This is a genomic window from Paracoccus saliphilus, assembly GCF_028553805.1.
In the GTDB taxonomy this organism is placed as follows: domain Bacteria; phylum Pseudomonadota; class Alphaproteobacteria; order Rhodobacterales; family Rhodobacteraceae; genus Paracoccus; species Paracoccus saliphilus.
On record NZ_CP067140.1, the window covers coordinates 1,581,737 to 1,606,053 of the forward strand.

Sequence of the window (24,317 nt, forward strand, 5' to 3'; positions counted from 1 at the left end):
GAGGTCGGGGGCATGCACCAGGGTGTGGATACCAAAAATATGTCTCAAATTGACGGCCACTCCGATGAAGGTGTAGATGCTACACTCATTGAAGTTTGTCGTGCGTTACAAGAGAGGGTTTGAGTATATGACTATAGCGACCATAGTTACGTCAATGAAGAATGAAGCGCCTTATATTTTGGAATGGGTCGCATATCATCGATCAATTGGTTTCGATCGTATAGTTGTTTTCGCAAATGACTGTACTGATGGAACACATCAAATGTTGTCACGGCTACATAAAAAAGGCGAAATTTATTATTATTTAAACGAAGTGCCGCTTGGAAAAAAACCACATTCGCATGCTCTGAAAATGGCTAACGCAACCGACGAGGTAAGGTCATCAGATTATGTTATGGTTTTGGATGCAGATGAATTTCTTGCAGTCAAAAAAAAGCCTTTTGATGTTAAATCTCTGATCGCATCCATGGAGGCAAGAAATGCAACGATGATGGTTATCCCGTGGCGAATATTTGGATCATCCAAGCAAATTACGTTTAAAGATCGCCCGGCTATCGATCGATTTACCTATTCTATGGATGTCTCGGATAATCCGAAATCCGGTGTTAAGACGCTATTTAAGCAAAATAAGAACCTGCGTCTTGCAATTCATTTTCCAAAAAAAGTGATGCAAAAGGGAAAAAGCCTTGCGAGCGAGGAAGAATTTTTATGGATCGACCCTGACGGGAATCGAATAGATCCCGAAATACTCACTTGGAATGGCGGGAAAAATAAGATTCTTCGGGAAAGTGCAGAGGTGGCCCATTTTATGATTAAGAGTTTAGATGAATATATGTTGAAGATATTTAGAGGTGACGGCCTGATGAATTCGAGCCGTCATGGCGTTGATTATTGGAAATCAGCGGATAAAAATGAGGCACTTGACCTTCGGCTTTCTAAACTCGCTCCGAAATTCCGAGCAAAATTAAAGCGACTGAAATCTGATAAGGAGTTGAGTGATCTTCATCATCATGCTGTCGCAAGTAGCGAAAATCGATTGAAAGAAATTTTAAAGAACGAATCATCAGATAAGTTGAGGGATATACTGAAGCGTTGCACAGAAGGTAATATCACTGAATCAGAAATCTCTGAATCACGTCATCTGGTGCAGACTATGTCGCCAGTGAAGGTCTCCGAAAGTATTCTAACGGGTGATATTCCGAAGTCTGTTCTTCTGAGTGTCACAACTATTGGCTTGCGGGACACACCAAGTATTGTAAAAAGATTGGCTGAGAGCTGTCGAGATAATGCTGCTATGTTTTGGTACGCTAAGGATTTTGATAAACGCCCTATCACCCATCTAGTCGAGGGATTAAAGCGCGCCAAGAAGAATGATAGATCGACACAACTTGGCTGTCGATATTTTGATAACTTTACCATGACCAGCCCTGAAACGGATTGGCCTCTCGACGAAGAAGTGATTGTATTTATCACGCGCGATAGATCATCAGTTTTGGATGGCTTTGGTGAGTATATAATGCATAGCCGCGCGAAATATATGCAAAAGAAAAGGCAAGGCTTTCCTGCTCTGAAGACTCTTTTTAGTGGGGGCGAGACGGCAGCTGATGTCGAAGAGATGATTGCGTCTGGAAAAATAGACGATCCTTTTTCAAGATTTAATAAGTTTATTGCCGAGCATCCGGGTACTATCGTTATAAATATAGATCAACCTAAGAACGTTGAGCGGCAAATTTCACAGCTAAACCTTGCGGAATCAGCATCAGAATCTATCTCCCGCATTTTGAAGGATGCGATTGGCGAGATGCCTGTATCTGGGAAGTAGAGATGACTTTGTATAAAATAAAGAATCTAATGAGTGCAGATGAAATGAATACCAGATCAGCAACTTCAAAAGCGCTACAAGTCTACTGGTTTCGTAGGGGAGGGGGGAGAGCGGCCGGAAATTTTGGTGACGAACTCGGGCCACTTCTCGTTTCGCATATTCTCCAACGCCCTGTCGAATGGGCCGAACCTGATAGATGTGATCTGGCAAGTATCGGCAGCATCTTATCGCAGGTTTCGAAAGCTGCTAAACGAGCGAAACGTAGTAGCAAACTGCTGATTTGGGGCAGCGGCCTGATGGAGGAAGATATTGAGCGCTTGCATACTTGTCTTAATCCGCTGGCAGTTAGAGGGGTAAAAACACGCACAGCCCTAGGGCTTAAAGATGATCTTCCCTTGGGTGATCCAGGTGTGCTGTCTGATTTACTTGTTGAACCTCAGAAAAAGACGCACATATGGGGGATTGTTCCACATTTTTCACACCGTAATTCGCCAAAAATTCGGGAGGCGGCACAAGATAATAATTGTATGTTCATCGATCCAACTGCTCCGGCGCTAGATGTCCTGAAGGCAATATCTTCTTGTCGAGGGATCGTATCATCTAGTTTGCATGGCCTCATAGTAGCAGACAGCTTTCAAGTTCCCTGCTATTGGTTGGATATAAAGAGCCATAAATCACATGACTATAAATTTGCTGATTACTGTAGTGGCTTCGGAAGAAACATCTTCCCACGTCTAGGGATTGATGAACTCACTGCATTAACCTCGAAAGATCCTGCTGTGCTTCCGTTCACGGTTTCCGAGACAGATAAGGTGGCTCTTACCGATGCGCTTAAAGCTGCCTTCTGAGAGTGATATTGAAATGATGTGATGGGAGCTACACGGCTCTGATGATGTGACCGCCCTCCGACGGCATTTCAGCGCCAAGGTAGGGCTGCGATGATCCACAAAGGAGGACGGTCATGTCAGAGGTTATCACGGTCGGGCTCTATCTGGCGAGGAATGTGTTCTAGGTGCATGGAGCCGATTGCGCTGGTCGAGCGATCTTGTGGAAGAAGCTGCTTCGTCGATCTGCACGCGTACAGCCATCGAACGGGCCATGTGGCTGCAGTGATGAGGGAAGGCTGATTGGCAATTGTCCCGCGCCCGTTCCATCGACGCCCTAGACCAATTCTGAAACGATCTGACCATGGCACATGTGAAGGGCGAGGCCTGCCGCCTATATGCGCGTAGCAGGACGAAGAAGGGCAGGACGCGATCAGCAGCGGAACGATCAGGCGTGAATTGAACGTCCTGCAGGCCGCGATTAATTACTGCCACGGAGAGGGCTGCCTGATCCACGCACCGAAGGACAAGCCGCCGAGCCGCGTACGGTGACTGACACGGCAGGAAGCCGCATGGCTGATCCGTGGAGCCAGATCCCTGAACCGCGACGGCAGGCATCTGGCGGATTTCATCCTGCATGGCCTTTATACCGGCAGCCGGAAGGAAACGATCCTAGCCATGCACATTGACCGGCCAAGTCCTGTCGGCGGCCATGTGGACACGAGAACCGGTGTCCTCTACCGCAAGCCCGGAAAGAAGGTAGAAACCCACAAGCGCCAACGACCGGCCCGGCTGCCGAGCCGCTACCCCGCCCAACTTCGCTGGCAGGCGGGTAACGGCCGCATCTACATCGTTGAGCGCCGCATCGAGCGTGACGGTAAATTGCGCCGGGAAACGGTCAAGGACGACAAGAACGCATGGGTGAGTGCCTGGAGCGAGGTGGAAATCCTCGCCCGGTTGCATGGGGTGAACATTGACCTCTCGGGCGTGACGCCGCGCACTCTGAAACACATTGCGATCACCTGGGCATTGCAGCGCGGGGCGACGATCTGGGACGCGGCCGGGTATTTCTCGATCAGCGCCGAGACCATCGAGCGCACCTACGGACACCACAGTTCGAATCATCAAGCAACAGCCGTCAAGGCTATGGATATGCGGGGGTGAAATGACTCATTTTCGCACCAAAACAGGACCGAAGTCGAAAATTCAAAGCTCTAAGTTGTTGATTTTATGGCGCACCCGAAAGGATTCGAACCTTTGGCCTCTGCCTTCGGAGGGCAATTTCTATGAGTTGATCTTGTTGGTTCGGAGTTGCGTATATCTGTTTAATTACCTGTAAAACATCAATTAATTATTGATCTTAGTTGCTCGCCGTTGCGCCGGTTTGTTGAAATGTGCTAGCTATATGTTAGCTAGAGGCGGCCTAGCTAGCAAATTTCGTGCTAGCTAGGGGATGGAGAGCGCAATGCCCGAAAGAAAGCGAATTGGTCTGCGCGATATTCGCGCCCTACAGCGTGGGCAGACGATTTACGACGCGTCGGTGACAGGGTTTGGCGCGCGTCGCCAGCGTAGCGAAGCGGTATCCTATATCGTCGTATACCGAACTGCGGAGGGCAGGCAGCGTATGCAGACGATTGGCCGACACGGTTCGCCTTGGACGCCGGATGAAGCCCGCGAGGAAGCCCGGCGCATTCTTGGGGAGGTGGCACAGGGCAGGGACCCGGCAGCCGACAGGCGAAACAAGCGGGAAGCGCCGACGATTTCCGATCTGACGGACATCTATATGGCCGATGCTGAGAACGGGCGACTCCTGACAAGGCGAGGCATCGCGAAGAAGCCTTCCACCATCGCAACTGATCGCAGCCGGATTGATGCACATATCAAGCCGCTTCTCGGTTCGATGAAGGTTGCTGCCGTATCCAGGAACGATGTGAAAAAATTCATGGCCGCTGTGGCAGAGGGGAAAACGCATCGGCGGGTGAGGCTGGACAAGCCGCGGGCCATCTCGAATGTTCGCGGCGGCAAGGGTTCGGCATCGCGGACAGTTGGTCTTTTGGGGGCACTTTTCACATATGCTCAAGAGAAAGGTTGGCGCGACGACAACCCGGTGCGCGGTGTCACAAGATACGCAGATGGCAAGCGCAACCGACGTCTTTCCGCTGCGGAATATAAATCGCTCGGCGATGCACTGCACGGCCTTTCTGTTGCGGAACATGGGGCGATCTGGCCCGATGCCATTGCCTGCGTTCGGTTCCTGGCGCTGACCGGCTGGCGGCGAGGCGAGGCGCTCAACTTGCGCTGGCGTGCCGTGGATTTGGAAACCAGGACGGCAACATTGCATGACACCAAAACCGGCGCGAGTATCCGGCCACTATCGCATAGGGCCTGCGACGTACTTCAGGCTATGGTTCGCGGGGAACCCGGTGCACTCGTATTCCGCCCCGCTCGCGGCAATACGATTATGTCGGGCCTTCCCAAGTATATGAAAAAGATCGTCGCGGTGGCTGGCCTGCCTCCAGATGTCACTGCGCATGTGCTCAGGCATAGCTTTGCTAGCGTCGCTGCCGATGGTGGGGCGAGTGAACTGACAATCGCAGCCCTGCTCGGACATCGGGCGGGCTCGGTGACGTCCAGATATACTCACCATGCTGACGCGGTGCTGCTGGCGGCTGCGGATAAGGTGGCCGACAAGATTGCCGAGGCGATGGGAGAGCCTGTTCCGACCGGAGAGATCATCAACCTTGATGAGGTGCGCGGATGAGCATCGATCCACTGAACGCGGGCCGCAAGACGCCAAAGACACCCGCACCACATCGGGACGTTCTGCCACCTCGCCGGGAGGTTACTTCTGTTGAAGACCATCTTGGACATTTCGAGAAGGTGCGCGCGTGTCTTGTCAATCTTGCGCACAAGTCTGGGCTTCGAAACTCAAAGGAAGCCGAGAGGATATGTGGCGAAGGTTCCGTTTACCATGTCGCGCTGATGTTCTTGGAGCAATCCGCCGTTGTGCGTGACATTCGCTCGGAACTTGCACAATTACCTGACAAGGAAAAACTGCTCGATACGTTCCTGTCGGCATCCATGTCGCTCGGCCAACTACATGAGCAACTCATTGCTCTCGGGGCAATGACGCCTGCCGGAGAGCCGCTGATCCAAAGTGCCAAGCGTGGCGCGAAACAGAAACTCGGCCTTGGAAAGACCAGACCAACCTTGGAATGGCTAAATGATGAGAGGCATCAAGACCGCAAGGATAATGAGCGTCAGCTCCAAGGAGAGGCCGACGAAATCTGGCGGCGCCATCCAGATTGGAGCAAATCAGCCGTCGCACAAACGCTCGTTGGGGCAACTTCGACAGGTTACAGTGAAACTTCAATCAGGCAGAAAATTTCAAAGCCTACGAAATAGTTGATAAGGCTGGTCCGGTCGTATCAGACCCGGTTGCTATGACTGATCCATCACAAGCGCAATCCATCGCGCGCAAATGATGAGGATCAGAAATGACGATATCCCCGGATACGCTTCTGACGCGGGTCAAAACCGCAGAGGCTCTCACCGCGGCGGGTTTTCCCGTCAGCCCCGCCACACTTGCCACGAAGGCAACGCGCGGCGGCGGGCCCGCTTTTTCTAAGTTTGGCCCGCGTGTGCTTTACCGTTGGTGCGACGCTCTCGAATGGGCTCAAGGACGAACCACTCCTGTCGTCGTTAGTACGAGCGAGGCCGCATAATGATGTCCGCCTCGCCCACTGAAAAACAGAACGCCGCCCCCGCAGGAACGGGAACGGCGGATCGGGAACATTGTCATAAGAAGAATACCACGAACGCCACGCCGCGCAAAGCCTATCGCGCCCAGGCTGAATGGCGGAAGCGCAACCCGCTCAAGCGATGGGCTCATGTCGCCACGGATAATGCCATCCGTAACGGCATTTTAAAGCGCCCCGACGCTTGCGAGAAATGCGGCGCTGCGGGGCCGGTAGATGCTCACCACGACGATTATCTCGCCCCGCTGTCTGTCAAGTTTTGGTGCCGGTCTTGCCATCGGAAGCATCATGCGCGGAGCGATGCCTGATGGGAATTTATGCCCAGAACGCCGCCGAATATGCGGATAGCGGGATTCCGGTTTTTCCGGTGGATACCCGCAATAAGCGGCCCGCAGTGAAAGGCTGGCAGGATGCTACGCCTCGACGCGGGCGGCTCTGGGCGTCAATTGACCAGCTGGGCGCAGCTGATGGCCTTGGCATTGTCATGGGGAAGCCATCCGGCCTGACCGAGATTGATGTCGATGCCGTCGGTGATGCATGGATCTCATCGGCACTCAAACAGTTCGGCGAAACCCCGATTGTCATTCGCACGGCCAGCGGCAAGGCCAAGCTATGGTATCGCCATAATGGTGAAGGCCGCCAAATCCGGCCATTCCACGGCCAGCCGATTGACGTTCTGGGCAGCGGTTTCACCATTGCCCCTCCATCCTGGCGCGATGATCTGGGCACCGCCTATGCCTTCACCAAGGGCAGCCTGTCCGATGTCGCCAACCTGCCGACGATCCCGCCGGATGCCCTCGAAGCCCACGCCGCCGAGACCGTCAGAAATGGCAAGCGCAACGATACCCTCTGGCGCTGGGCGATGACCCAGGCGCGGCACTGTGACGATGTGGAGACCCTGATCGATGCCTGCGCCACATGGAATGCCGCCTTTCCAGACCCTCTCACCAGTTCCGAGGCCGAACGCTGCGCCCGCTCTGCATGGAAATACGAAGCCATGGGCCGAAATTATCTCGGCCTCAAAAAACCGCAACTCACCGAAGGAGACAGGATCATGGATGAGCTGCTGATGGATGAGCCGCTTGCGCATGGGCTTTATGTTCTATTGCAGCGTTGGCACAGAAACCGTCAGGCGTTCAATCTCGCCCCGCGTGCGATGAGCGACGCAGGTAATCCGGCATGGCCTCGCCGCCAAATCGAACATGCCCGTGATGTGCTTCTGGATCGTGGGTTTCTGGTGGAACTCGCCCCACCGAGCAAGGCCAAGCGCCAATCGGGTCTCTATTCTCTCTCAGCACCTAAGAGGCAGGGGAGAGGGTGTATTATGATTGTGGGCGAATCCGGGAAGTCTCATTTGGAGGCACCGGCATGATCACTCCCAAGCATCAGCACATGCTCGCGGCGATTCAGGGTGTCAGCCGCGACGTGAACCAGGCGCTGCGCATGATCTATGCCGCGTCCGCATACAAAGCAGGCGAGACGAAAACGTCAGGTGCGGCCATGTTCCTCGAAAGCGCCGCTGAGGGATTGGAGTTCGCCATGCGTCAGGAGGCAGGCAATGACTGACCGTATCAACGGCAAAAAAACGGGCCGCAATTCCGATGGCACGTTTGCCCCCGGCAATCCCGGTCGGCCACGTGGCGCCCGCCACAAGACCACGCAGGCCGTGGAGGCCATGCTGCAGGGCGAAGCTGCGGCACTGACCCGGCGGGCAATCGACGCGGCGCTGGAGGGCGACACGACCGCTCTACGCCTCTGTCTCGAACGGATCGCGCCTGCCCGGAAGGATCAGTCCGTCGAGTTCGACTTGCCGCCCATGTCGGGCGCAGAGGACGCCGTGAAGGCCGCACAGTCGGTTTTGCGCGCGGTGTCCGATGGGGAAATCACCCCGCTGGAAGGCGCGAGCATTATGGGGCTGATCGAAGGCTTCCGCAAGACGCTGGAGACCAATGACATCGAGGCGCGGATCGCGATCCTCGAAAATTCCAAAACTTGACCCCGCATCAACACAAGGAACATTCCGATGCAAAACCCTCAACAGCAAATTGCAAAACTGGACGACACGCTGGCCGATCTGCGCGAGCAGATGACTGCGGCACAACGCAAACGCGCTGTCTACCTGACCGACACCATCACCAATCACAGGATGTCCGAAGCCGCCGCGCGGGGCCAGGCGAAATCGTCCGAGGCGGAGGGGCAAATCTGGTGGCTGAACCAGGAGATCGAGAAGGCGCAGACGGCGCGCGATCTGTTGGTGCGCCGTCAGGAACTGATGGACGCCGCCAAGCCGGAAACGGACATAGCCAAGGCCGAAGCGGCGAAGCTGCGCGACAGGCTGGCCAAGCAGATGCCGAAAATTGCCAAGGCTACCGAGAAACTGTTGGATGACCTGCGCGAGGCAGAAAAAATCGAGCTCGCGATATACGAACTGGCGCCCGGCTGGGATTCCAACGTGCTGGGGCGCAAATCGATCCACACCTGGCTCAACAATGCACTCGCCCCGCTCCGCAACGGCGCTGGCGCGTATCCGCATCAACCCGGCCCGGAACTGCCAGGCGAGGGCTTCCCGCATATCAGCATCATCGAGCAGGTCATCCAGCAGCATGCGGAAAAGGCTGCGGAGCGCCGCGTGCGGAATGAGGAACTGCACGGCAAACCAGATGGCGAGGCGGCATGACAGCCGAGCGCAATCAGGAGCGGGTCGAACAACGGCCCGTTTCCCGCACCGTGATCATGTCGACGCGGAAATGGTGCGCATGGATGCCGGATGACGATCAGCAATCAGCGCAGGAATGCATTCAAAACAAGGATAAACCGAAATGAAAAACCCTCTCAGCTTGGTTTCAGGCGGCAGGCAGCGTGAATTGGCGCAACCTGCCGGGATCACCACGCCGCACAAGCCGGTCGCGAAACCGAAGGCCAAGGCACAGGACGACAAGAATAACGATGTATCGCCGGAATTCGTGGCCAGTATCGTGCAACAGGCGCTGGAACTCACGGCGAAGAAGCTGGCGGGCGATGCCAGCTACAAGGCCGAGGTCGCGCGAAACCGCATTGACGCGGCCCGGAAACCGGCGGCGGCACTCTCTTTCAACCGCGATTTCATGGGTAATCCGAAGCCGGGCACGTTCGATCCCATCAATCACGGAGGTCAATCATGATCGTCGATAGCACGCCCTCTGTAGCGCGGTCCGATTTCCCGCAAACCCCGCGCCGCGTGGATGCCGATGTCGGTTTCCTCGATGCGCTTGGCCCCGCGTTCCGCACGGAGAACATTGTCGGGTCCACGGCGGCCTATATCAACAGCCAGCCGACGCTATCCGAGATCCATGCCTCGCCATCGGTGAATGTGTGGGATCAGATTGCCGGGACCGAGTATGAGCCGTATTTCGAAAACTTTCTCGATGCCGAAACGATGATCGAGGTGGGTGCGGTTAAAGCCCGGATTGATCGCGAGAACTCAGATCGCCGAATGCTGCAAGAGGCGGGTATCTCGGGATTTGCGGCGCAGATGCTTGCCGGTGTGGCCGATGTTCCGTCCCTGGTGCCCTTCGGTGCGCTCGCAGGCGGCGTCAGGACCGGCACAACGGTAGGACGGCTTGCTTTGTCCACCGCAGGCGTTGCGGGCACTGAGGCGGCGACTGTGGAGGCTGTATTGCAATCTCAGCAGGAAACCCGGACGGCAGAGGAAAGCGCCTTTGCCATCGGTGGCTCCGTCATTCTCGGGGGCATCCTTGGTGGTGCCGCTGGTATAGCCTTGTCGCGATCGGCAGAGGGCAAGGAAGCGTTCCAGGCGACCAGCAAGGCGATTGAGGCGGAATTGCGAGAACCCGCTGCCGCCGGGGCGGATGTGCCGATCAGGCCGGAACTGACCGACTTCGCATTGCCCACGCGAGCAGCCGAGAGGGTGCGCGGGCTGCCGGTGTCGGGGCTCAGCTATACGGATCGTTTCGCCAAGGCCCAGAGCCCGAAAGCGAGGCAATACGGCGATGCTCTCATTGCGAATGAATACGCCTATTCCGGCACGGATCGTCTCGGGATGGAGCCAAGCGTTGAGCGGGTGGTGGATGTCGAGAACGACAGGTATCAGGCTGTCATCGCCAAGACGTTCCGGGAAGACTTCAAGACATTCGCCAGTTCCGGCGGCACCCTGTCTCGTCGGGAGTTTTCGGAGCGTGTGGCGGCTGCCATGCGGCGCGGTGATGCTGATCCTGAGCATGAGGCCATCAGCCAGACGGCGCAGCGATTGCGGCAATCCGTGGTCGATCCGCTCAAGGATGAAGCTATCAGGATGGGCAAGCTGCCCGAGGATGTCCGGCCCACCACGGCGGCAAGCTATCTCACCCGCATGTGGGACCAGAACCGCATCGTGGCGCGCTCGCGGGAATTCCAGGATCGTCTCTCGGCCAAGTTTTCCGGCGATATGTCTCGGGCCGATCCGACGCTCTCTGCGGATGAGGTTGATACCTACGCCCGTGTTGCCGCCGAGGACGTATTTCACCAGCTCGTGGACGCCGACAGCCCGCTGGACGGTATGCGGGTGACGGTAAAGGCGCGCGGCCCGCTGAAAGAACGGACACTCAATGTCGCCGATGTCGATTTCGAGGATTTCCTGATCAACGACGCTGAATTCGTGATGAACCGCTATTCCCGGATCATGACGGCAGAAGTCGAATTGACCCGCAGGTTCGGTCGCGCCGACATGAAGGACCAGATCGGGGAAATCCGCAGCGAATATGACGCCCTGCGCGATGCGGCGAAAACCGAGAAGGATCGCAAGGCCATCCACGATGAAGGCCAGCGGGTTATCCGTTCGTTTGAAGCGGCCCGAGACATGGTGCGCGGCACCTATTTAGCCAAGGAACGGGCGTCCAGGCCTTACCGCGCCATGCAGATGGCCATGACCTACAACTACATCCGTGCTCTTGGCGACGTGGTGCGCTCGTCCCTGCCGGATGTGTTTAAGATCACCATGGCCAATGGTATCGCGCCGGTCGCCCGCGATGCGCTGCTGCCGATGATGCGCGATCTGAAAGGCTTCCGGGTGTCGCAGAAGAAGGCAGCGGAGGCGGCGGGCATTGCCGAAGTTCTCCTGAACAATCGCCTGATGCGCATTGCGGATATCACCGATCCCTATGCCCGCAGAGGCCGCGCGGAGGAGACACTGAGCTGGATGGGTTCAAAGTCGGGCCTACTGTCCGGCATGCTGCACTGGAACCAGTTCCTGAAAGAATCCGTCGTTTATCTCGCCAATGCCCGGATGCTGCGGATGGCCGAGAATGGCCTCGCGACACGGGATCAGCGGATGCTGCAACGGCTCAAGATCACGTCGGCCAACTGGGAGAAGATCAAGGGGCAGCTTGCGGCGCATGCCACGAAGATCGACGGGATTGTCGATCCCGGCCTGGAACATTGGCCCGCCGATATCCGGCGCATCTATTCGGCAGCCCTGCGCGGCGAGGCGGATACGGTGATCGTCACACCCGGCATCGGTGACAAGATGCCCCTGATCGAGGAATACTGGTTTCTCAAGCCTGCGATGCAGTTCAAATCCTTCGCGCTGGCCTCGCATCGCAAGACCATGATGGTGGGGCTCCAGGAGGATCAGGCGCGATTCATTCAGAACGCCCTGTTGATGTCCAGCATGGGAATGTTCGTCTACTGGCTCAAGGCGCTCAGCTATGATGGCGAGCCGAGCGACAATCCCGGAACATGGCTGGCGGAAGGCGTGGACCGATCCGGCGTCGTTCCCCTCGTGATGGAGATGAACAATATCGCGGAATCGCTTGGAGCGCCGGGCACGTATTACCTGCTCGCCCTCATGACCGGGGATGACGATCCCGAACGAGCCTCGCGCTACCAGGTGCGCAACACGTCGAGCGCCCTTGCCGGACCAACCGCCGGCGCGCTGGAGAATGCTGCGATGCTGGCACGCGGCGCACTGACCGGGGAATTCGGCTCAGGCGAGGTCACCGCAGGGCGTCGGTTGCTGCCCTTCGGCAATCATCCCGGCGTGAAAGAATTCCTGAACCTATGGGCCGTGCCCGAAATCAAGGAGGCTATCGAATGAAGAATTTCGAGCGCAGGCTGGAACGCCTGGAAGAACGCGAAAAGCCGATCCGTATCTTGATTGCGGAACCCGGCGAAACGCAGGCAGAGGTGCAGGCCCGCTATCCCGGCGAAAAGGTGGTCGTCATCGATTACGCAGATCGTGCGCTTTGAGCAGGAGCAAACCAATGAAGAACTTCGAGCGGCGCTTGGAAAAGTTGGAGGCACGTGATCGCCCGATCAGAGTCGTGGAGCGACTGGACGATGTGTCGGCGGAAGAATTGCAGGCGCAGTATCCCGGCGAGCGGCTGGTCATGATCCCGTCATGCCTCTGGCACTTATAGAATAGGCAAGGGCGTTTCCCAGGCCCATGCCTGCCCTCTCGCCATATGGTCGGTGATTGGCTATCTTTCATTTGAACCTTGGACTGTGAGCAATGGAATATAGTTTTCATATCGAGGGCAGCTACCACCCGGAGACGATCCCCATGGATCGCCTTGCCGAGTATTTGCACGCTCTTGCCCAGCTTCTAGGGGAAAAGCCCAATGTGCATTTCAAGGAAGTGACCGAAGGATGCGTGGCCCTCCATGCCTTGGTTGATTCGCCTGCACAGACTCGTGTCGCAGGTCGTATCGAAGCAGCAAATAGCCCTGCGCCGCCCAAGGACATAGTGAATTCGGTTGAGACGCTGGACCAAATGTTGCGGAAAGACCACGCAACCGGTAGTTTGCGTGATGGCCGAGATCGTGTCGTGATCCCGTTCCCCGGTATTGAAAAACAACTGCCCCCCGTCTTTGGGCCGATCAAACAAAAGGGCAGCCTGACCGGTCAAGTGGTTCGGGTGGGAGGAACGGGTGATACGATCCCGGTTCACCTTCGCGACGGGCAAACTCCTTTGACAGGTCTTTATACTAGCGAAGAAGCTGCTCGGCAGCTTGCGCAGCATTATCTCGGCGGGATTGTTCGAGTGCACGGAACTGGCACTTGGTTTCGTGAATCGAATGGTGTGTGGCGGTTGGACAGGTTCAAGATCGACAGTTTCGAGGTTCTGGACGACACTCCGCTAAGCGATGTCGTTGCCCGCCTGCGCGATGTCGGGGGTAGCAAGTGGGGTGAAGTGCCAGACCCAGTTGCGGCGCTGCTGGCCGAACGGAACGGCGACGGAGAGACACATTGATTGTCGCCCTTGATGCATCTGTTCTGATCTTCTTTTTCGAGAAAGACGCAAAGAGCCCGAATGATCCCGATACGGGAGAACCGCTGCATCGCTGCTATGATCGTGTGAACCACTTGATTTTAGAACTCGCGGCAAATTCTGCAAAGATTATCATACCCACGCCAGCACTGGCAGAAGTCTTGGTGATGGCCAATGGTGCCGCAACGGAATGGCTGAACATCATAAACAAATCACGGCACTTCGAGGTTGTCGATTTTGACATGCTGGCAGCAGTTGAGCACGCTGCGCAAATGAATGTTGCGCCGAAGCCATTGACGCAGGGCAAACAGAAAGCAAAGTTCGATTATCAGATTGTATCTATCGCGCGGACTGCTGGGGCGTCAATAATCTATTCGTCAGACAAGCACGTCAAAAAAGCTGCTGGGTCTGAATTGACCGTTCTTGGTGTGTTGGACCTGCCGTTGCCACCAGAACAAGCGCAGAAGCGACTGTTCGAGGATTAAGCCGATGATGATTGTTCGCATTTTATGATGAAGCGAGAACTTGCGGCTAGACATGCGCCTCGAACATCTTCGAAGCTGATAGGTGCGCTAGGGAATTGAACCGCGAGAGTGAGGAACTGGTCTCCAAACTCCGCTTTACTTGCTTTACCCAGCCGATCAATCACACTCTCGGTGAGAGAGATGGTGTCTTCAAGCTGGTCTATCCACGAGGCGATTATAAGGTTCAGATTGGCAGACCTACGTTCAAATTGTGAACGAAATTCGATTGGGATAGCGTCCTGAGCGATGTCGCCATTAAGATCGCCCGTGTGCCCGGGCAGGCTATGAATCCACTCATGTAGCGCAATGCGCTCTCTGCTATGTGTCTCAGAAAGGTGAGTGCAGTTGATCGTGCGCCTATATACCAGAGAAATATCGGATATGAGATCGATGTTCTTAGATTTTGCCAGAAAAGAAACCTCATCAAGGTTTACCCTTTCTGGCGGATAATCTTTGCCTTGCATTGGACGTACAATTTGAAAAGGCTCGCTAGCATATCCATCAATAGCGGCAGTTATGAATTGTTCATCAAGAAGGTTTCGCATGCTTCCCAAAATTTCGCCACAATCGATCAGCTTATATAAGGCTATTGTTGCGGCATTCTCAGCGACAGCTCGATCCGCTGTCGCTTTCTTTTCTGCACTCAGCTTTTCCTGCCGTGAAACTGTCCAGTACGCAACGACAAACGACATTATCCCCGCTAGCAATGTTGCCAAAAACTGGACCATTGCGTCAGACCAACTAACCAGCGCTACAACGTGGCTCCAAGCCTTAACATAACCGACGATGTAATCACTCCAAGATTGCCAAATCACTTCCACAGCTTTACCCGGTGCGTATCGGCTAGATGATGGGCGAGCAGGTAATGCCCGGCCTCAATATTCGTCAGCGATCAAGGCACAGAAACAGGTCTTCAACGACATATTCGTTGCCAGGAAGCGTCCGAGTTGACGCGGGCTCGGCTCGTGCCTTTCCTCCAGCTTGGCAGATTCGGGTTGCCTCAGCTAAGGTTTTACTTTTCGCAACCTCCTCCGAATCCGAAGTCAATGTATTGCGCTGAATTTTCACGCTGGCTCCGTTGAAATCGCTAACGATCGGATCAACAGGGGTGCAGGCGCTAAGCCCTGCAATTGCGATGCTAAAACTGAAAGCTGTGAAGCGCATGAATATCTCCAGATCGATTGATTCGTTTACGCATATTCACATGCCTGTGACTTCATTAATAGGCGGTTTTTTGCTTGCAGAATCGAAGAACAAGGCGGCACACTGAATCCTTTAATTTGGAGTGAAGAATGCCGCTATATGTTATCAGCTATGACCTGAGGGCCCCAAATAAAGATTATCAACCTCTCTGGGATGAAATGGATAGGCTTGGAGGCCATAAGCCACTGCAATCAGTGTATTTTCTCAATGTCAACACTGCCAAAGCAGCGACACTACGTGAGCATCTTGCGAAGTTCATAGATGATAATGATCAGTTGATCGTTGTGCCGTTTGATGATCGACCCGCGCATCAGAAGGCTAATTCAGGAACAAATGATTGGATAAACAGCAACCTATAGTTTCGATTTGTACTAATTTGGCAGCGTAGAATCGGCAAGTTGCCATGCACCAAATGCGAAGAAAGTCAAAGAGGCAAGAAATGATAGGTATCCGACAGGCGTCCAGATTCTTTCTTGTGTTTTCATCTCGCGAACATGCGCTGATGCAGCCAGACTTGCAAACATCCAGCAGAGCGCACCAAATACATCACCCATGATCCATAAGCGAAACGAACAGCGCAATGCGTCCGAACCAGTCTTTTCGGCAAGATCAGATAATTGCGTTAGAAGCGCAATCATGGCTCCAGAATTCAGCGCCAAAACTCCCGCAATTCCCCCACGAATAAAGCTGCGGACTCCTTCGTTAGCCTGATTGATATCGATGGTCATTTTCTGAGTCTAACCCCAGCACCGCCGCCATTCTCTGCAATGAACTCAACGCCAGCGGTTTCCAGGGCCGCGCGGATCGCGGCGACGGCATCGGCTGAGGCGTTGATCGCGCCGCTTCCCTCTGCACGCTTCACGGTCGGTACAGATATCCCCGCAGATTCGGCAACTTGCGCCTGAGATAGGCCTAGAAGTGATCGGGCAGCACGGATTTGATTGCCTGTCATATTTTCCTCTTGATCCGTTGGGATCATATGTTATGATGATCTATAGGGATCATACCCAAGAAGGAGAATTACCACAATGGCACTCAAACACCGCCCTCGGGCGAACGGGATCGGCTTGCCTGCTGAATGGCTGGCCGAGATCCACGATCTTCTCACCCTGGCGCTGGACGCCACAGAACGCGCCGCCGGGTATTCGCCCGCCGAGCGTGAATATCGCAGCTACACCCGCGCGGCTCTGCGCCGCGTCAATCGTATCATGGAAGGAGAGATGGCATGAGCAAGGAACTCATTCACAAGGTCAACGACGCACACGATCGGCTTAATGAAGGGCTGATGCAAAACGAGCTCTTGTATGACGCAACCTGCAATCGGGATAATGCGCACCTGAATTTCGGAGCTAGCCATACAACCGAGATCATCAGGGATGTGCTGCGCCAGCTCGACGGCATCGCGAATGAGTTGCGGCAAGGCGGTGACGCATGACTTACCAATACAGCCCCGAGAATCTGATCAAGACGCAGCACCCAGAAGAATGGGCAGAGGCTTGCGCTTATATGGCTTCTCAGATGATCCGCACGGCGTGCCTAGCGCTTGATAACGATGGCAGTGGTCTTTGCTCCATTGAAGAACGCACCGCCTCGGTTTCCACTACTCTTGAGGTTTCGCAGGCCCTCATGGCCATCGTGATTGATGGAACGGAAGTCTTGGGCCGAAAAGTCGGAGCAGGCATCTGGAAAAAGGAGGATGCAGCATGAACCGCCGTCAGCTTATAGCCGCCGCGCCAGCTACGCTCATCGCTGGTTCTGCCGTATCCGGCACCGTCACGCCAATCGAGGCAACATACCGAGAGATCGTGCGTTTGCGAGCCATACAGAATGCTGATGGCTTGTCCGACGATCAGGTGGACGCCTGGGGCGACAAGGTGATGGAACTAGCGGACGGCATTATCGACATGCCGAGCCAAGGGCCGATGGACTTCATATACAAGATCATGGGTTATACGCTCGATGGCGAACATGAGCTTGACCAAAGCCACCTGGGTAAACGTCTCTGGGTCGAGGCACGCGCACTCGTCGCCTGACTGATCGCCCCGGCTCCGGTCGGAGCAATCCAAGCCGAAGCCCCTGCCAAGCACGGGGGCTTTTGCTTTAGCCATCGCAGGGATATCTCTTGGCGAGGGCCCATAAGACCGTACCTGCTGCGGGAGCATCCATATCGCGGTCAGGCAAGGTGTTCTCGACATAATCCAGGAAAATGTCTCTGACGAGATCAACAGGAAGTGCTTTCGGCGGGCAATGCTGGTGAACAACTCTCGGGTGGAATTCACCTGTGCTCTCGTTGAAATGTCCTAACCGCAACCCTTGGGCCAAAAAATTAGCCTCGTTCGCAGTATCGACAACACCAACGAGATAGGCGAAGCAGGTTGATAGGTGAACATCTGATCCGTCTCCGAAGCCTCCGCAGGCTTCGTATATGCGCTCCGTAGGGGTGAAGAGGGGAACGTCCTCCGCCGATAAGGGAGCGGGAAGCAGGCACCACGCCAGCGCGATTTTCAATGACCAGCGCTTGTAAAGAGCGATGCTGACGATCTTCGCGGCAAAGACTGCAAGTAAATCGCCCATGAAAACTTCCTCGTTGGGGAAACTAGGTTGTGCAGGATGTGGCCTCGCGTCAATGAAAACCTGATGTGCCGAACTGGCCTCTACCGCGATCCGTATGGTGGGCGTTGGACGATTCTCCAGCGCAAATCCATCTGACATTGCTAGCTATGTGCTAGCTAAGCAAATAGCGCCGCAGCCAGTTTTCACTGTAAGTTGTTGAAATGATTGGCGCACCCGATAGGATTCGAACCTATGGCCTCTGCCTTCGGAGGGCAGCGCTCTATCCAGCTGAGCTACGGGTGCCTACACGGGTGAATAGCCGCGGAAATCGGGTTGTGCAATGACGAATTCTGCCTTTTCCGGTGCTGTGCGTGCCTTGTGCCAGTGATCTTTGTCTCCTGGATAGCCGCGAAGAAATAACAGGAGGTCGAGCGAAATCGACAAGAGGCCATGGGTGATCGTGTTTCGATCCGGAACGGTCAGCTTGACGCAATCGCGTTGGCGGCTTCGGATGCAAGCGGGGCGACGCGGCGGCGAAACTCTTCGGGCTGCCATTCCGACAGGGAGCCGGCGATGTGGATGGCGCCGAGCGGCCGATTGTCGGCACCGGAAATCGCGACGCCGACGGCGACCTCGCCCATCAGGATTTGCTCGATTGCCAGGGCGTGCCCGTTCTGACGGGTCAAGGCGATCTGATCGCGGATGGCCTGCGGATCGGTCAGTGTGCGCGGGGTCAGTGGTCTCAGATCAGCGGCAGCGAGAAGCTCGTCGACTTCATCGTCCGGCAGCATTGCCATCGCCGCCCAGCCTCCGGATGTGCAGAATGTGGGAACGCTATTACCGATCAGCGTCGCGAAGAACATCTCGCGCTTGCTTTGCATCCTTGCGGCATACACCATCCTTTGACCGTTGAAGAGCGACAGATCTACCCGTTCGCGCACATTGCGGCGCAGTTCCAGGAGGATGGGGCTGGCCCGGCGCAGCAGCGGGTTCAAGCGCAGATAGTTATAGGCCAGGTCGAGTATGCCGAGATCGAGCATGAAGCCCCGACCATCGGCACTGAGCCGCATATATCCCAACTCGCGGAAACTATGCACGATTCGTTGGGCGGCACTGCGGGTGATTCCGGCGCGCGAGGCGATCTCTGCCAGTGAAAGTGGCCCGTCGGCCTGCTGAAAAGCTTCGAGAACCTGCACCGCACGGCCCAGAGACTGCACAAAAATTGGGTCGTCCTGAGTTCGCATGAACTTTTCCCGATTTATCGATGACATTTGATCCGCAGCATTGACAGGTTGAAGAGCCAGCCCCTAAGCTTGATTTTCAATGCAGTTGTATCGGATTGCAATACACCATGCGAGAGATTGACAGGACAGCACCCCGTATCGCGGTGGCTGGCTTCGTTCATGAGAGCAACTCCTTTGCGCCCAGTCCGGCGGGGCTGGATGCTTTCCGACACGGAGGAGGGTATCTGCCGATTTCCCGTGGGGAAGAGATTCTTCAGCGTGCCCGCAATGTGAATTTGCCAGTTGCCGGTGCCGTCGGCTTTGGCGAGGCGGCGGGGTGGCAATTGCTTCCGCTTTTATGGGCGGGCGCGGTTCCATCCGCGCCGGTGACCTTGCCATGCTACACCGCCATCACGGACGAGATCCTCCAGCGGCTGCGTGATGCCGCACCGGTGGATGGCGTGTTTCTGGATCTGCACGGGGCCATGGTTGCCGAAACCGTCCCTGACGGTGAGGGGGCGCTGATCCGCCGGGTGCGCGAAGAGGTCGGCCCGGATGTGCCCGTGGTCGCCGCGCTGGATCTCCATGGCAATATCACGAAGGAGATGGTTGAACACGCGGATGCCCTGATCGGTTTCCGGACCTATCCGCATATCGACATGGCCGAAACGGGACGGCGCGCGGCTGTCCAGTTGCAACGGCTGTTGCGAGGTGGACCGAATTTCAAGGCATTCCGGCAGCTGGACTTTCTGATCGCGATCGCCTGGCAATCGACATTGGCGCAACCGGGCAAGCGCCTCTACGCATTGGCGTCGGAGCCCATGGAGGGGGTGCATTCGGCATCGCTGTTCATGGGGTTCCCGGCAGCCGATTTCGCGGATTGCGGACCTTCGGTCGTGGCTTACGGCGATACGCAGGCACAGGCGGATGCGGCGGCAGAGCGGATCGCATCCGCAGTGACCGAGGCAGAGGCGGAATTCGAGGGGTGCACATTCGGCCCTGAAGACGGGGTCCGCGAGGCGATGCGCTTGGCGCAACATGCGGATAGTCCGATCATCATTGCGGATACGCAGGACAATCCCGGTGCAGGGGGCAATTCCGACACGACGGGCATGTTGCGCGCATTGGTGGCCTGCGATGCCCGGGACGCGGCGCTTGGATTACTGACCGATCCCGCCGCCGCAGCCGCTGCCCATGCTGCCGGTGAAGGTGCCGAGATCGATATTGCGCTTGGCGGCAAGTCCGGCATACCCGGCGATGCCCCTTTCGAGGGCCGTTTTATCGTTGAGAGGCTGTCCGACGGCGCTTGTCGCGCGACGGGTGGTTTTTATGGTGGCGCGCATCTGCAGCTTGGTCCCTCAGTCTGTTTGCGCATCGGCGGCGTTCGCATCGTCGTGACCTCGGAAAAAGCCCAGATGGCCGATCGCGAGATGTATCGTTTCGTCGGCATCGAACCCGAGGCCCAGGCCATTCTCGTCAACAAGAGTTCGGTCCATTTCCGCGCGGATTTCAACGACATTTCCGGGGCGATCCTGACATGCACCGCCCCCGGACCCATGCCCGTCAGCCCGAAAAGCCTGCCGTTCCGGAATCTGCGGCCTGACATGCGGCTGGCACCGGGCGGACCACCTTTTACTTCACCCGCGCAAAACTGACGCCAAGATCAGCCTGCGCAGAAATACACAACAGGGAGAACATCATGTTCAAGACACTTACTGCGAGTCTGCTTGCCACCTCCATGCTGGCAGGCGCGGCCTGGGCCGAGAAAACCGTCACCGCCGTGATGCATTCCGGCCTGCGCGTGCTGGATCCGGTGATGACCACCGCACATATCACCCGCGACCACGCCTATATGATCTATGACGTCCTGATCGCCCAGGATTCCGATTTTCAGCCACAGCCCCAGATGGCCGATTGGGAGATATCCGAGGACGGCAAGACTTATGTCTTCACGCTTCGCGATGGGCTGACCTTCCACGATGGCGAACCGGTGACGGCGACGGATGCGGTCGCCTCGTTGAAGCGGTGGGCTGAAAACGATGCAGGCGGTCAGGTCATCATGGATCGCACCGAAAGCCTGGAGGCGACCGATGACAAGACCATCGCCTGGGTGTTGAGCGAGCCTTTCGTTCCGATGTTGAACGTGCTCTCCAAGCAATCGGCGCTGCCCCCGTTCATCATGCCCGCCCGCGTTGCCGAGACCCCAGCTGATGAAGCGATCACCGATTACACCGGCTCGGGCCCCTTCCGCTTTGTCGAGGAAGAGTTCCAGCCGGGCGTCAGCGTGACCTATGAAAAATATGACGACTATGTCCCGCGCGATGAGCCGGCGGACTGGATGGCCGGTGGCAAGCATGTGAATGTCGACAAGGTGAAATGGGTGAACATGCCCGATATCCAGACGGCCGTGAACGCGCTGCTGGGGGGCGAGATCGACTATATCGAACAGTTGCAGGTCGATCTGCTGCCGCTGCTGGAAGGCGATCCGAATGTCACCGTCGAGGTGCGCGAACCGACGGGGATGCAGACGATGACGCGGCTCAACTTCCTGCATCCGCCATTCGACGATCCGAAAATCCGTCAGGCAGCGCTTGCCGCGATCTCGCAGGAATCGGTTCTCGCGGCGATGATCGGCAATCCGGAATATTATCAGATCTGCGGCGCGGTCCTGGGTTGCGGCACGCCTTTGGGCAGCGAGACGGATGCAAGCACCTTGACCGAGGGCGGCGGCATGGAAAAGGCCAAGGCATTGCTGGAAGAGGCCGGCTATGACGGCACTCCGGTCTTGCTGATGGCGCCGACCGACCTGGTCGCACTCGCGACGCAGCCGGTCGTGGTGTCGCAGATGCTGCGCGAGGCGGGCTTCAATGTCGATATGCAGCAGATGGACTGGCAGACGCTGGTGACGCGGCGTGCCGGGCAGGCGGTCCCTGCAGAGGGTGGCTGGAACATGTTCATCACCAACTGGATGGTGCCTGAAATCTCGAACCCGATCAGCAACCCGATGCTGAACGGACGTGGAGACGATGCCTGGTTCGGCTGGCCGACCGATGAAACGATCGAGCAGTTGAAAGCCGACTACATCGCCGCCGAGGACGAGGCTGGCCAGAAAGAGGTGAGCGAGGAAATCCAGACCCATGCGATTGACAATGTGCTGCTGGTCCCGCTTGGCCAGTACAGTCTTCCGCAGGCGCGGCGGAACGTGATCACCGGAATGATCGAATCCCCCGTGCCGGTATTCTGGAACATCGAAAAGGCGGAATGATCCTGCCATTCTGACAGTCCGGGGCTGTGAGAGATTGCCGCCCCGGACCCGGACCGATCCGTTCTGCAGAACCAAGGACTTCCAATGCTAGGTTACATCCTGCGCCGTATTCTGGCCGTCATTCCCGTGATGCTGCTGGTGGCGGTCTTCGTTTTCCTCTTGTTGCGGCTGACCCCCGGCGATCCGGCGGCGATCATCGCTGGCGACATGGCCACGCCCGCGCAGCTTGAACGTATCCGCGAAGCGATGGGCCTGAACCAGCCCCTGCATGTGCAATTCGTGAGCTGGGTCGGACAGCTTCTGCGTGGTGACCTGGGGACGTCGCTCATCTCCAGCACACCGGTGGCGGGGATGATCGCCGAGCGGATGGGACCGACGCTGGCCATCGCGCTGCTCACGATCCTGATGTCGGTGGCGCTTGCAATTCCGATGGGCGTACTCGCGGCCTGGAAACATCGCAGCGGAGCCGATTACGCGGTGATGACCTTTTCGGTGCTGGGCTTCTCGGTTCCGGTTTTCGTGACCGGTTATATCCTTATCCTGGTCTTCTCGCTCAAGTTGGGCTGGTTCCCGGTCCAGGGTTACGCGCCGATTTCCTCGGGACTGGGCGCATTCCTGCATAACGCCTTTCTTCCCGCGCTGACGCTGACGACGATCTATGTCGCGCTGATTGCCCGGATGACGCGCGCCAACATGCTGGAGGTTCTGGGCGAGGATTACATCCGCACGGCGCGGGCCAAGGGAGCCCCGGAAAAGCGGGTGCTGTTCCGGCACGCGCTCAGGAATGCCGCGGTGCCGATCCTGACCGTCATCGGCACCGGCTTTGCGCTGTTGATCGGCGGGGTGGTGGTGACCGAGACCGTGTTCAATATCCCCGGTATCGGCCGCCTGACGGTGGATGCGATCCTTGCGCGCGATTACCCGGTGATCCAGGCGATGATCCTGCTGACCAGCTTTCTCTATGTGCTGGTCAACCTGATCATCGATCTCAGCTATACATTCTTCGATCCGAGGATTCGCTACTGATGTCACAGACACCCCCGCCTTCCTCGGCCATGCAGCCGGTCCTGCGGGCGATCAGCCTGCCGCATTTTGGCATCGGCCCGAAAATAGCGGCCGTCGTCTTGCTGCTGATCGTCGTCATCACGATCCTCGCGCCATGGCTCGCCCCGCATGATCCGCTGACGATGGACCCGCTGGTGCGGCTGAAAGGCCCGGTCGATGGCCACCCGCTTGGCACCGACAATTATGGCCGCGATATCCTCAGCCGGGTGTTGATCGGCGGCCGATTGTCACTGGTGATCGGCATCGCCGCCGCCGTCGTCTCGGTCATACTGGGCCTCGCGATCGGCATGGTTGCCGGATTTTTCCGCAGTGCCGATGCCATCATCATGCGGATGATGGATGCGCTCATGGCGATCCCCGCGATCCTGCTGGCCATCGCGCTGGTCGCATTGAACGGTCCTTCGGTCGGCTCGGTCATCGCCGCGATCACCATCCCCGAGATCCCGCGCGCCGTCCGGCTGGTCCGCGCCGTCGTCCTCGCCGCGCGCGAGGAACCCTATGTCGAGGCCGCCATCGCCCTCGGTACCTCCATGCCCAAGATCCTGATCCGGCATCTGCTGCCGAATACGCTCGCGCCGCTGATCGTGCAGGGCACCTATATCCTTGCCTCGGCGATCCTGACCGAGGCGATCCTGTCCTTCCTCGGCGCAGGCGTCAGCACCGAGACACCGACCTGGGGAAATATCATGGCCGAGGGGCGGCAGTTCTTCCGGATCAAGCCGGAATTGATCCTTTATCCCGGCGTGATGCTGTCACTGTGCATCCTGTCGATCAATCTTCTGGGCGATGCCGCGCGTGACATGCTGGATCCTCGGTTGAAGAAACGGGCGGGCTGAA

32 protein-coding genes and 1 tRNA gene are annotated in these 24,317 nt (G+C 56.8%); 26 read left to right on the forward strand and 7 right to left on the reverse strand.

The genetic code is table 11. The features are described 5' to 3' along the window. The first annotated feature begins 127 nt into the window (after positions 1-127). The 17 genes from JHX88_RS07490 (at position 128) to JHX88_RS07570 (ending at position 14,132) form a co-directional block, all read left to right on the forward strand. Entirely contained in the window at positions 128-1,822 is a 1,695-nt protein-coding gene (locus JHX88_RS07490) for a glycosyltransferase family 2 protein (RefSeq protein ID WP_176011436.1), read from the forward strand. Between the two features lie 2 nt (positions 1,823-1,824). Then, positions 1,825-2,670 (forward strand): polysaccharide pyruvyl transferase family protein, encoded by an 846-nt coding sequence (locus tag JHX88_RS07495; protein ID WP_076525935.1) that lies wholly within the window; start codon positions 1,825-1,827, stop codon positions 2,668-2,670. 654 nt (positions 2,671-3,324) lie between these two features. After that, entirely contained in the window at positions 3,325-3,810 is a 486-nt protein-coding gene (locus tag JHX88_RS07500; RefSeq protein ID WP_076525937.1) for a hypothetical protein, read from the forward strand. A gap of 301 nt (positions 3,811-4,111) precedes the next feature. After that, a complete protein-coding gene (locus tag JHX88_RS07505; RefSeq protein ID WP_076525939.1) occupies positions 4,112-5,407 on the forward strand; it encodes a site-specific integrase in 1,296 nt (431 codons plus the stop codon). Further along, on the forward strand, positions 5,404-6,051 hold the full coding sequence (locus tag JHX88_RS07510) for a hypothetical protein (protein ID WP_141225823.1): 648 nt from the start codon (positions 5,404-5,406) through the stop codon (positions 6,049-6,051). The genes JHX88_RS07505 and JHX88_RS07510 overlap by 4 nt, the downstream gene beginning before the upstream one ends. 319 nt (positions 6,052-6,370) lie before the next feature. Next, positions 6,371-6,712, forward strand: coding sequence for a hypothetical protein (locus JHX88_RS07515; protein WP_176011435.1), 342 nt, complete (start codon positions 6,371-6,373; stop codon positions 6,710-6,712). Continuing rightward, positions 6,712-7,776 carry a bifunctional DNA primase/polymerase gene (locus tag JHX88_RS07520; RefSeq protein WP_076525945.1) on the forward strand — a complete coding sequence of 355 codons (1,065 nt, stop codon included), beginning with the start codon at positions 6,712-6,714 and terminating at the stop codon, positions 7,774-7,776. Before JHX88_RS07515 ends, JHX88_RS07520 begins: the two co-directional genes overlap by 1 nt. Further along, a complete protein-coding gene (locus JHX88_RS07525) occupies positions 7,773-7,970 on the forward strand; it encodes a hypothetical protein (protein WP_076525947.1) in 198 nt (65 codons plus the stop codon). The genes JHX88_RS07520 and JHX88_RS07525 overlap by 4 nt, the downstream gene beginning before the upstream one ends. Further along, positions 7,963-8,400 carry a DUF5681 domain-containing protein gene (locus tag JHX88_RS07530; RefSeq protein ID WP_076525949.1) on the forward strand — a complete coding sequence of 146 codons (438 nt, stop codon included), beginning with the start codon at positions 7,963-7,965 and terminating at the stop codon, positions 8,398-8,400. Before JHX88_RS07525 ends, JHX88_RS07530 begins: the two co-directional genes overlap by 8 nt. Positions 8,401-8,427: 27 nt before the next feature. Further along, positions 8,428-9,081, forward strand: coding sequence for a hypothetical protein (locus JHX88_RS07535; RefSeq protein ID WP_076525951.1), 654 nt, complete (start codon positions 8,428-8,430; stop codon positions 9,079-9,081). Next, on the forward strand, positions 9,078-9,227 hold the full coding sequence (locus JHX88_RS07540; protein WP_176011438.1) for a hypothetical protein: 150 nt from the start codon (positions 9,078-9,080) through the stop codon (positions 9,225-9,227). The genes JHX88_RS07535 and JHX88_RS07540 overlap by 4 nt, the downstream gene beginning before the upstream one ends. Then, the gene (locus JHX88_RS07545; protein ID WP_076525953.1) at positions 9,224-9,565 is read left to right on the forward strand and encodes a hypothetical protein; all 342 of its coding nucleotides are present in this window, start codon (positions 9,224-9,226) and stop codon (positions 9,563-9,565) included. Before JHX88_RS07540 ends, JHX88_RS07545 begins: the two co-directional genes overlap by 4 nt. Next, a complete protein-coding gene (locus tag JHX88_RS07550; RefSeq protein ID WP_076525955.1) occupies positions 9,562-12,474 on the forward strand; it encodes a hypothetical protein in 2,913 nt (970 codons plus the stop codon). Before JHX88_RS07545 ends, JHX88_RS07550 begins: the two co-directional genes overlap by 4 nt. Further along, positions 12,471-12,626, forward strand: coding sequence for a hypothetical protein (locus JHX88_RS07555; protein WP_176011439.1), 156 nt, complete (start codon positions 12,471-12,473; stop codon positions 12,624-12,626). The genes JHX88_RS07550 and JHX88_RS07555 overlap by 4 nt, the downstream gene beginning before the upstream one ends. Positions 12,627-12,640: 14 nt before the next feature. Beyond that, positions 12,641-12,796, forward strand: coding sequence for a hypothetical protein (locus JHX88_RS07560; protein WP_176011440.1), 156 nt, complete (start codon positions 12,641-12,643; stop codon positions 12,794-12,796). 92 nt (positions 12,797-12,888) lie between these two features. Next, on the forward strand, positions 12,889-13,629 hold the full coding sequence (locus JHX88_RS07565; protein WP_076525958.1) for a hypothetical protein: 741 nt from the start codon (positions 12,889-12,891) through the stop codon (positions 13,627-13,629). Next, positions 13,626-14,132, forward strand: a complete 507-nt coding sequence (locus tag JHX88_RS07570; protein WP_076525960.1) for a PIN domain-containing protein — start codon at positions 13,626-13,628, stop codon at positions 14,130-14,132. Before JHX88_RS07565 ends, JHX88_RS07570 begins: the two co-directional genes overlap by 4 nt. Here JHX88_RS07570 and JHX88_RS07575 read toward each other — a convergent pair. Both JHX88_RS07575 and JHX88_RS07580 read right to left on the reverse strand, forming a co-directional pair. Next, entirely contained in the window at positions 14,129-14,992 is an 864-nt protein-coding gene (locus tag JHX88_RS07575) for a hypothetical protein (protein WP_141225824.1), read from the reverse strand. The genes JHX88_RS07570 and JHX88_RS07575 overlap by 4 nt on opposite strands. Positions 14,993-15,056: 64 nt before the next feature. Beyond that, positions 15,057-15,335 carry a hypothetical protein gene (locus JHX88_RS07580; protein ID WP_141225825.1) on the reverse strand — a complete coding sequence of 93 codons (279 nt, stop codon included), beginning with the start codon at positions 15,333-15,335 and terminating at the stop codon, positions 15,057-15,059. A gap of 128 nt (positions 15,336-15,463) precedes the next feature. Here JHX88_RS07580 and JHX88_RS07585 point away from each other — a divergent pair, with 128 nt between their 5' ends. After that, positions 15,464-15,733, forward strand: coding sequence for a CRISPR-associated endonuclease Cas2 (locus tag JHX88_RS07585; protein WP_076525964.1), 270 nt, complete (start codon positions 15,464-15,466; stop codon positions 15,731-15,733). A gap of 12 nt (positions 15,734-15,745) precedes the next feature. Here the strand turns inward: JHX88_RS07585 and JHX88_RS07590 are convergent, their stop codons facing one another. Beyond that, positions 15,746-16,102, reverse strand: a complete 357-nt coding sequence (locus tag JHX88_RS07590) for a hypothetical protein (protein WP_076525966.1) — start codon at positions 16,100-16,102, stop codon at positions 15,746-15,748. Beyond that, positions 16,099-16,326, reverse strand: a complete 228-nt coding sequence (locus JHX88_RS07595; protein WP_076525968.1) for a helix-turn-helix transcriptional regulator — start codon at positions 16,324-16,326, stop codon at positions 16,099-16,101. Before JHX88_RS07595 ends, JHX88_RS07590 begins: the two co-directional genes overlap by 4 nt. A 76-nt stretch (positions 16,327-16,402) precedes the next feature. Between JHX88_RS07595 and JHX88_RS07600 the strand changes: the two genes are divergently transcribed. Genes JHX88_RS07600 through JHX88_RS07615 form a run of 4 tightly spaced genes read left to right on the forward strand, consistent with a single transcriptional unit; the run spans position 16,403 to position 17,407 of the window. Next, positions 16,403-16,603: a hypothetical protein gene (locus JHX88_RS07600; protein WP_076525970.1), complete on the forward strand. Its 201-nt coding sequence runs from the start codon at positions 16,403-16,405 to the stop codon at positions 16,601-16,603. After that, on the forward strand, positions 16,600-16,809 hold the full coding sequence (locus JHX88_RS07605) for a hypothetical protein (RefSeq protein ID WP_076525972.1): 210 nt from the start codon (positions 16,600-16,602) through the stop codon (positions 16,807-16,809). Before JHX88_RS07600 ends, JHX88_RS07605 begins: the two co-directional genes overlap by 4 nt. Next, positions 16,806-17,081, forward strand: coding sequence for a hypothetical protein (locus JHX88_RS07610; protein WP_076525974.1), 276 nt, complete (start codon positions 16,806-16,808; stop codon positions 17,079-17,081). The genes JHX88_RS07605 and JHX88_RS07610 overlap by 4 nt, the downstream gene beginning before the upstream one ends. Further along, positions 17,078-17,407, forward strand: coding sequence for a hypothetical protein (locus JHX88_RS07615; RefSeq protein WP_076525977.1), 330 nt, complete (start codon positions 17,078-17,080; stop codon positions 17,405-17,407). The genes JHX88_RS07610 and JHX88_RS07615 overlap by 4 nt, the downstream gene beginning before the upstream one ends. A 67-nt stretch (positions 17,408-17,474) precedes the next feature. Here the strand turns inward: JHX88_RS07615 and JHX88_RS07620 are convergent, their stop codons facing one another. The 3 genes from JHX88_RS07620 to JHX88_RS07630 all read right to left on the reverse strand — a co-directional run bounded on the left by JHX88_RS07620 (position 17,475) and on the right by JHX88_RS07630 (position 19,171). Next, complete coding sequence (locus JHX88_RS07620; protein ID WP_076525979.1) at positions 17,475-17,948, reverse strand: Rap1a/Tai family immunity protein; 474 nt, start codon at positions 17,946-17,948, stop codon at positions 17,475-17,477. Between the two features lie 205 nt (positions 17,949-18,153). After that, positions 18,154-18,230: transfer RNA gene (locus tag JHX88_RS07625), tRNA-Arg, on the reverse strand. 176 nt (positions 18,231-18,406) lie between these two features. Then, positions 18,407-19,171 (reverse strand): IclR family transcriptional regulator, encoded by a 765-nt coding sequence (locus tag JHX88_RS07630; protein WP_272848212.1) that lies wholly within the window; start codon positions 19,169-19,171, stop codon positions 18,407-18,409. Between the two features lie 107 nt (positions 19,172-19,278). Here JHX88_RS07630 and JHX88_RS07635 point away from each other — a divergent pair, with 107 nt between their 5' ends. From JHX88_RS07635 to JHX88_RS07650, 4 genes are all read left to right on the forward strand, one after another. Continuing rightward, the gene (locus JHX88_RS07635) at positions 19,279-20,805 is read left to right on the forward strand and encodes a M81 family metallopeptidase (RefSeq protein WP_076525985.1); all 1,527 of its coding nucleotides are present in this window, start codon (positions 19,279-19,281) and stop codon (positions 20,803-20,805) included. A gap of 44 nt (positions 20,806-20,849) precedes the next feature. Beyond that, entirely contained in the window at positions 20,850-22,415 is a 1,566-nt protein-coding gene (locus JHX88_RS07640; protein ID WP_076525988.1) for an ABC transporter substrate-binding protein, read from the forward strand. Positions 22,416-22,499: 84 nt separating this feature from the next. Further along, on the forward strand, positions 22,500-23,441 hold the full coding sequence (locus JHX88_RS07645; RefSeq protein WP_076525991.1) for an ABC transporter permease: 942 nt from the start codon (positions 22,500-22,502) through the stop codon (positions 23,439-23,441). Next, positions 23,441-24,316: an ABC transporter permease gene (locus JHX88_RS07650; RefSeq protein WP_076525994.1), complete on the forward strand. Its 876-nt coding sequence runs from the start codon at positions 23,441-23,443 to the stop codon at positions 24,314-24,316. Before JHX88_RS07645 ends, JHX88_RS07650 begins: the two co-directional genes overlap by 1 nt. Position 24,317 lies beyond the last annotated feature (1 nt).

Excerpts from the sequence above, each read along its gene's own strand:
- JHX88_RS07535 (WP_076525951.1), top strand. The coding sequence starts at position 8,428 with ATGCAAAACCCTCAACAGCAAATTGCAAAACTGGACGACACGCTGGCC.
- JHX88_RS07620 (WP_076525979.1), bottom strand. The coding sequence starts at position 17,948 with ATGGGCGATTTACTTGCAGTCTTTGCCGCGAAGATCGTCAGCATCGCT.
- JHX88_RS07565 (WP_076525958.1), top strand. The coding sequence starts at position 12,889 with ATGGAATATAGTTTTCATATCGAGGGCAGCTACCACCCGGAGACGATC.
- JHX88_RS07635 (WP_076525985.1), top strand. The coding sequence starts at position 19,279 with ATGCGAGAGATTGACAGGACAGCACCCCGTATCGCGGTGGCTGGCTTC.
- JHX88_RS07490 (WP_176011436.1), top strand. The coding sequence starts at position 128 with ATGACTATAGCGACCATAGTTACGTCAATGAAGAATGAAGCGCCTTAT.
- JHX88_RS07520 (WP_076525945.1), top strand. The coding sequence starts at position 6,712 with ATGGGAATTTATGCCCAGAACGCCGCCGAATATGCGGATAGCGGGATT.
- JHX88_RS07540 (WP_176011438.1), top strand. The coding sequence starts at position 9,078 with ATGACAGCCGAGCGCAATCAGGAGCGGGTCGAACAACGGCCCGTTTCC.
- JHX88_RS07505 (WP_076525939.1), top strand. The coding sequence starts at position 4,112 with ATGCCCGAAAGAAAGCGAATTGGTCTGCGCGATATTCGCGCCCTACAG.
- JHX88_RS07515 (WP_176011435.1), top strand. The coding sequence starts at position 6,371 with ATGATGTCCGCCTCGCCCACTGAAAAACAGAACGCCGCCCCCGCAGGA.
- JHX88_RS07500 (WP_076525937.1), top strand. The coding sequence starts at position 3,325 with ATGCACATTGACCGGCCAAGTCCTGTCGGCGGCCATGTGGACACGAGA.
- JHX88_RS07610 (WP_076525974.1), top strand. The coding sequence starts at position 16,806 with ATGACTTACCAATACAGCCCCGAGAATCTGATCAAGACGCAGCACCCA.
- JHX88_RS07580 (WP_141225825.1), bottom strand. The coding sequence starts at position 15,335 with ATGCGCTTCACAGCTTTCAGTTTTAGCATCGCAATTGCAGGGCTTAGC.
- JHX88_RS07590 (WP_076525966.1), bottom strand. The coding sequence starts at position 16,102 with ATGACCATCGATATCAATCAGGCTAACGAAGGAGTCCGCAGCTTTATT.
- JHX88_RS07545 (WP_076525953.1), top strand. The coding sequence starts at position 9,224 with ATGAAAAACCCTCTCAGCTTGGTTTCAGGCGGCAGGCAGCGTGAATTG.
- JHX88_RS07530 (WP_076525949.1), top strand. The coding sequence starts at position 7,963 with ATGACTGACCGTATCAACGGCAAAAAAACGGGCCGCAATTCCGATGGC.
- JHX88_RS07645 (WP_076525991.1), top strand. The coding sequence starts at position 22,500 with ATGCTAGGTTACATCCTGCGCCGTATTCTGGCCGTCATTCCCGTGATG.
- JHX88_RS07600 (WP_076525970.1), top strand. The coding sequence starts at position 16,403 with ATGGCACTCAAACACCGCCCTCGGGCGAACGGGATCGGCTTGCCTGCT.
- JHX88_RS07555 (WP_176011439.1), top strand. The coding sequence starts at position 12,471 with ATGAAGAATTTCGAGCGCAGGCTGGAACGCCTGGAAGAACGCGAAAAG.
- JHX88_RS07640 (WP_076525988.1), top strand. The coding sequence starts at position 20,850 with ATGTTCAAGACACTTACTGCGAGTCTGCTTGCCACCTCCATGCTGGCA.
- JHX88_RS07550 (WP_076525955.1), top strand. The coding sequence starts at position 9,562 with ATGATCGTCGATAGCACGCCCTCTGTAGCGCGGTCCGATTTCCCGCAA.
- JHX88_RS07630 (WP_272848212.1), bottom strand. The coding sequence starts at position 19,171 with ATGCGAACTCAGGACGACCCAATTTTTGTGCAGTCTCTGGGCCGTGCG.
- JHX88_RS07650 (WP_076525994.1), top strand. The coding sequence starts at position 23,441 with ATGTCACAGACACCCCCGCCTTCCTCGGCCATGCAGCCGGTCCTGCGG.
- JHX88_RS07615 (WP_076525977.1), top strand. The coding sequence starts at position 17,078 with ATGAACCGCCGTCAGCTTATAGCCGCCGCGCCAGCTACGCTCATCGCT.
- JHX88_RS07525 (WP_076525947.1), top strand. The coding sequence starts at position 7,773 with ATGATCACTCCCAAGCATCAGCACATGCTCGCGGCGATTCAGGGTGTC.
- JHX88_RS07560 (WP_176011440.1), top strand. The coding sequence starts at position 12,641 with ATGAAGAACTTCGAGCGGCGCTTGGAAAAGTTGGAGGCACGTGATCGC.
- JHX88_RS07495 (WP_076525935.1), top strand. The coding sequence starts at position 1,825 with ATGACTTTGTATAAAATAAAGAATCTAATGAGTGCAGATGAAATGAAT.
- JHX88_RS07605 (WP_076525972.1), top strand. The coding sequence starts at position 16,600 with ATGAGCAAGGAACTCATTCACAAGGTCAACGACGCACACGATCGGCTT.
- JHX88_RS07595 (WP_076525968.1), bottom strand. The coding sequence starts at position 16,326 with ATGACAGGCAATCAAATCCGTGCTGCCCGATCACTTCTAGGCCTATCT.
- JHX88_RS07510 (WP_141225823.1), top strand. The coding sequence starts at position 5,404 with ATGAGCATCGATCCACTGAACGCGGGCCGCAAGACGCCAAAGACACCC.
- JHX88_RS07585 (WP_076525964.1), top strand. The coding sequence starts at position 15,464 with ATGCCGCTATATGTTATCAGCTATGACCTGAGGGCCCCAAATAAAGAT.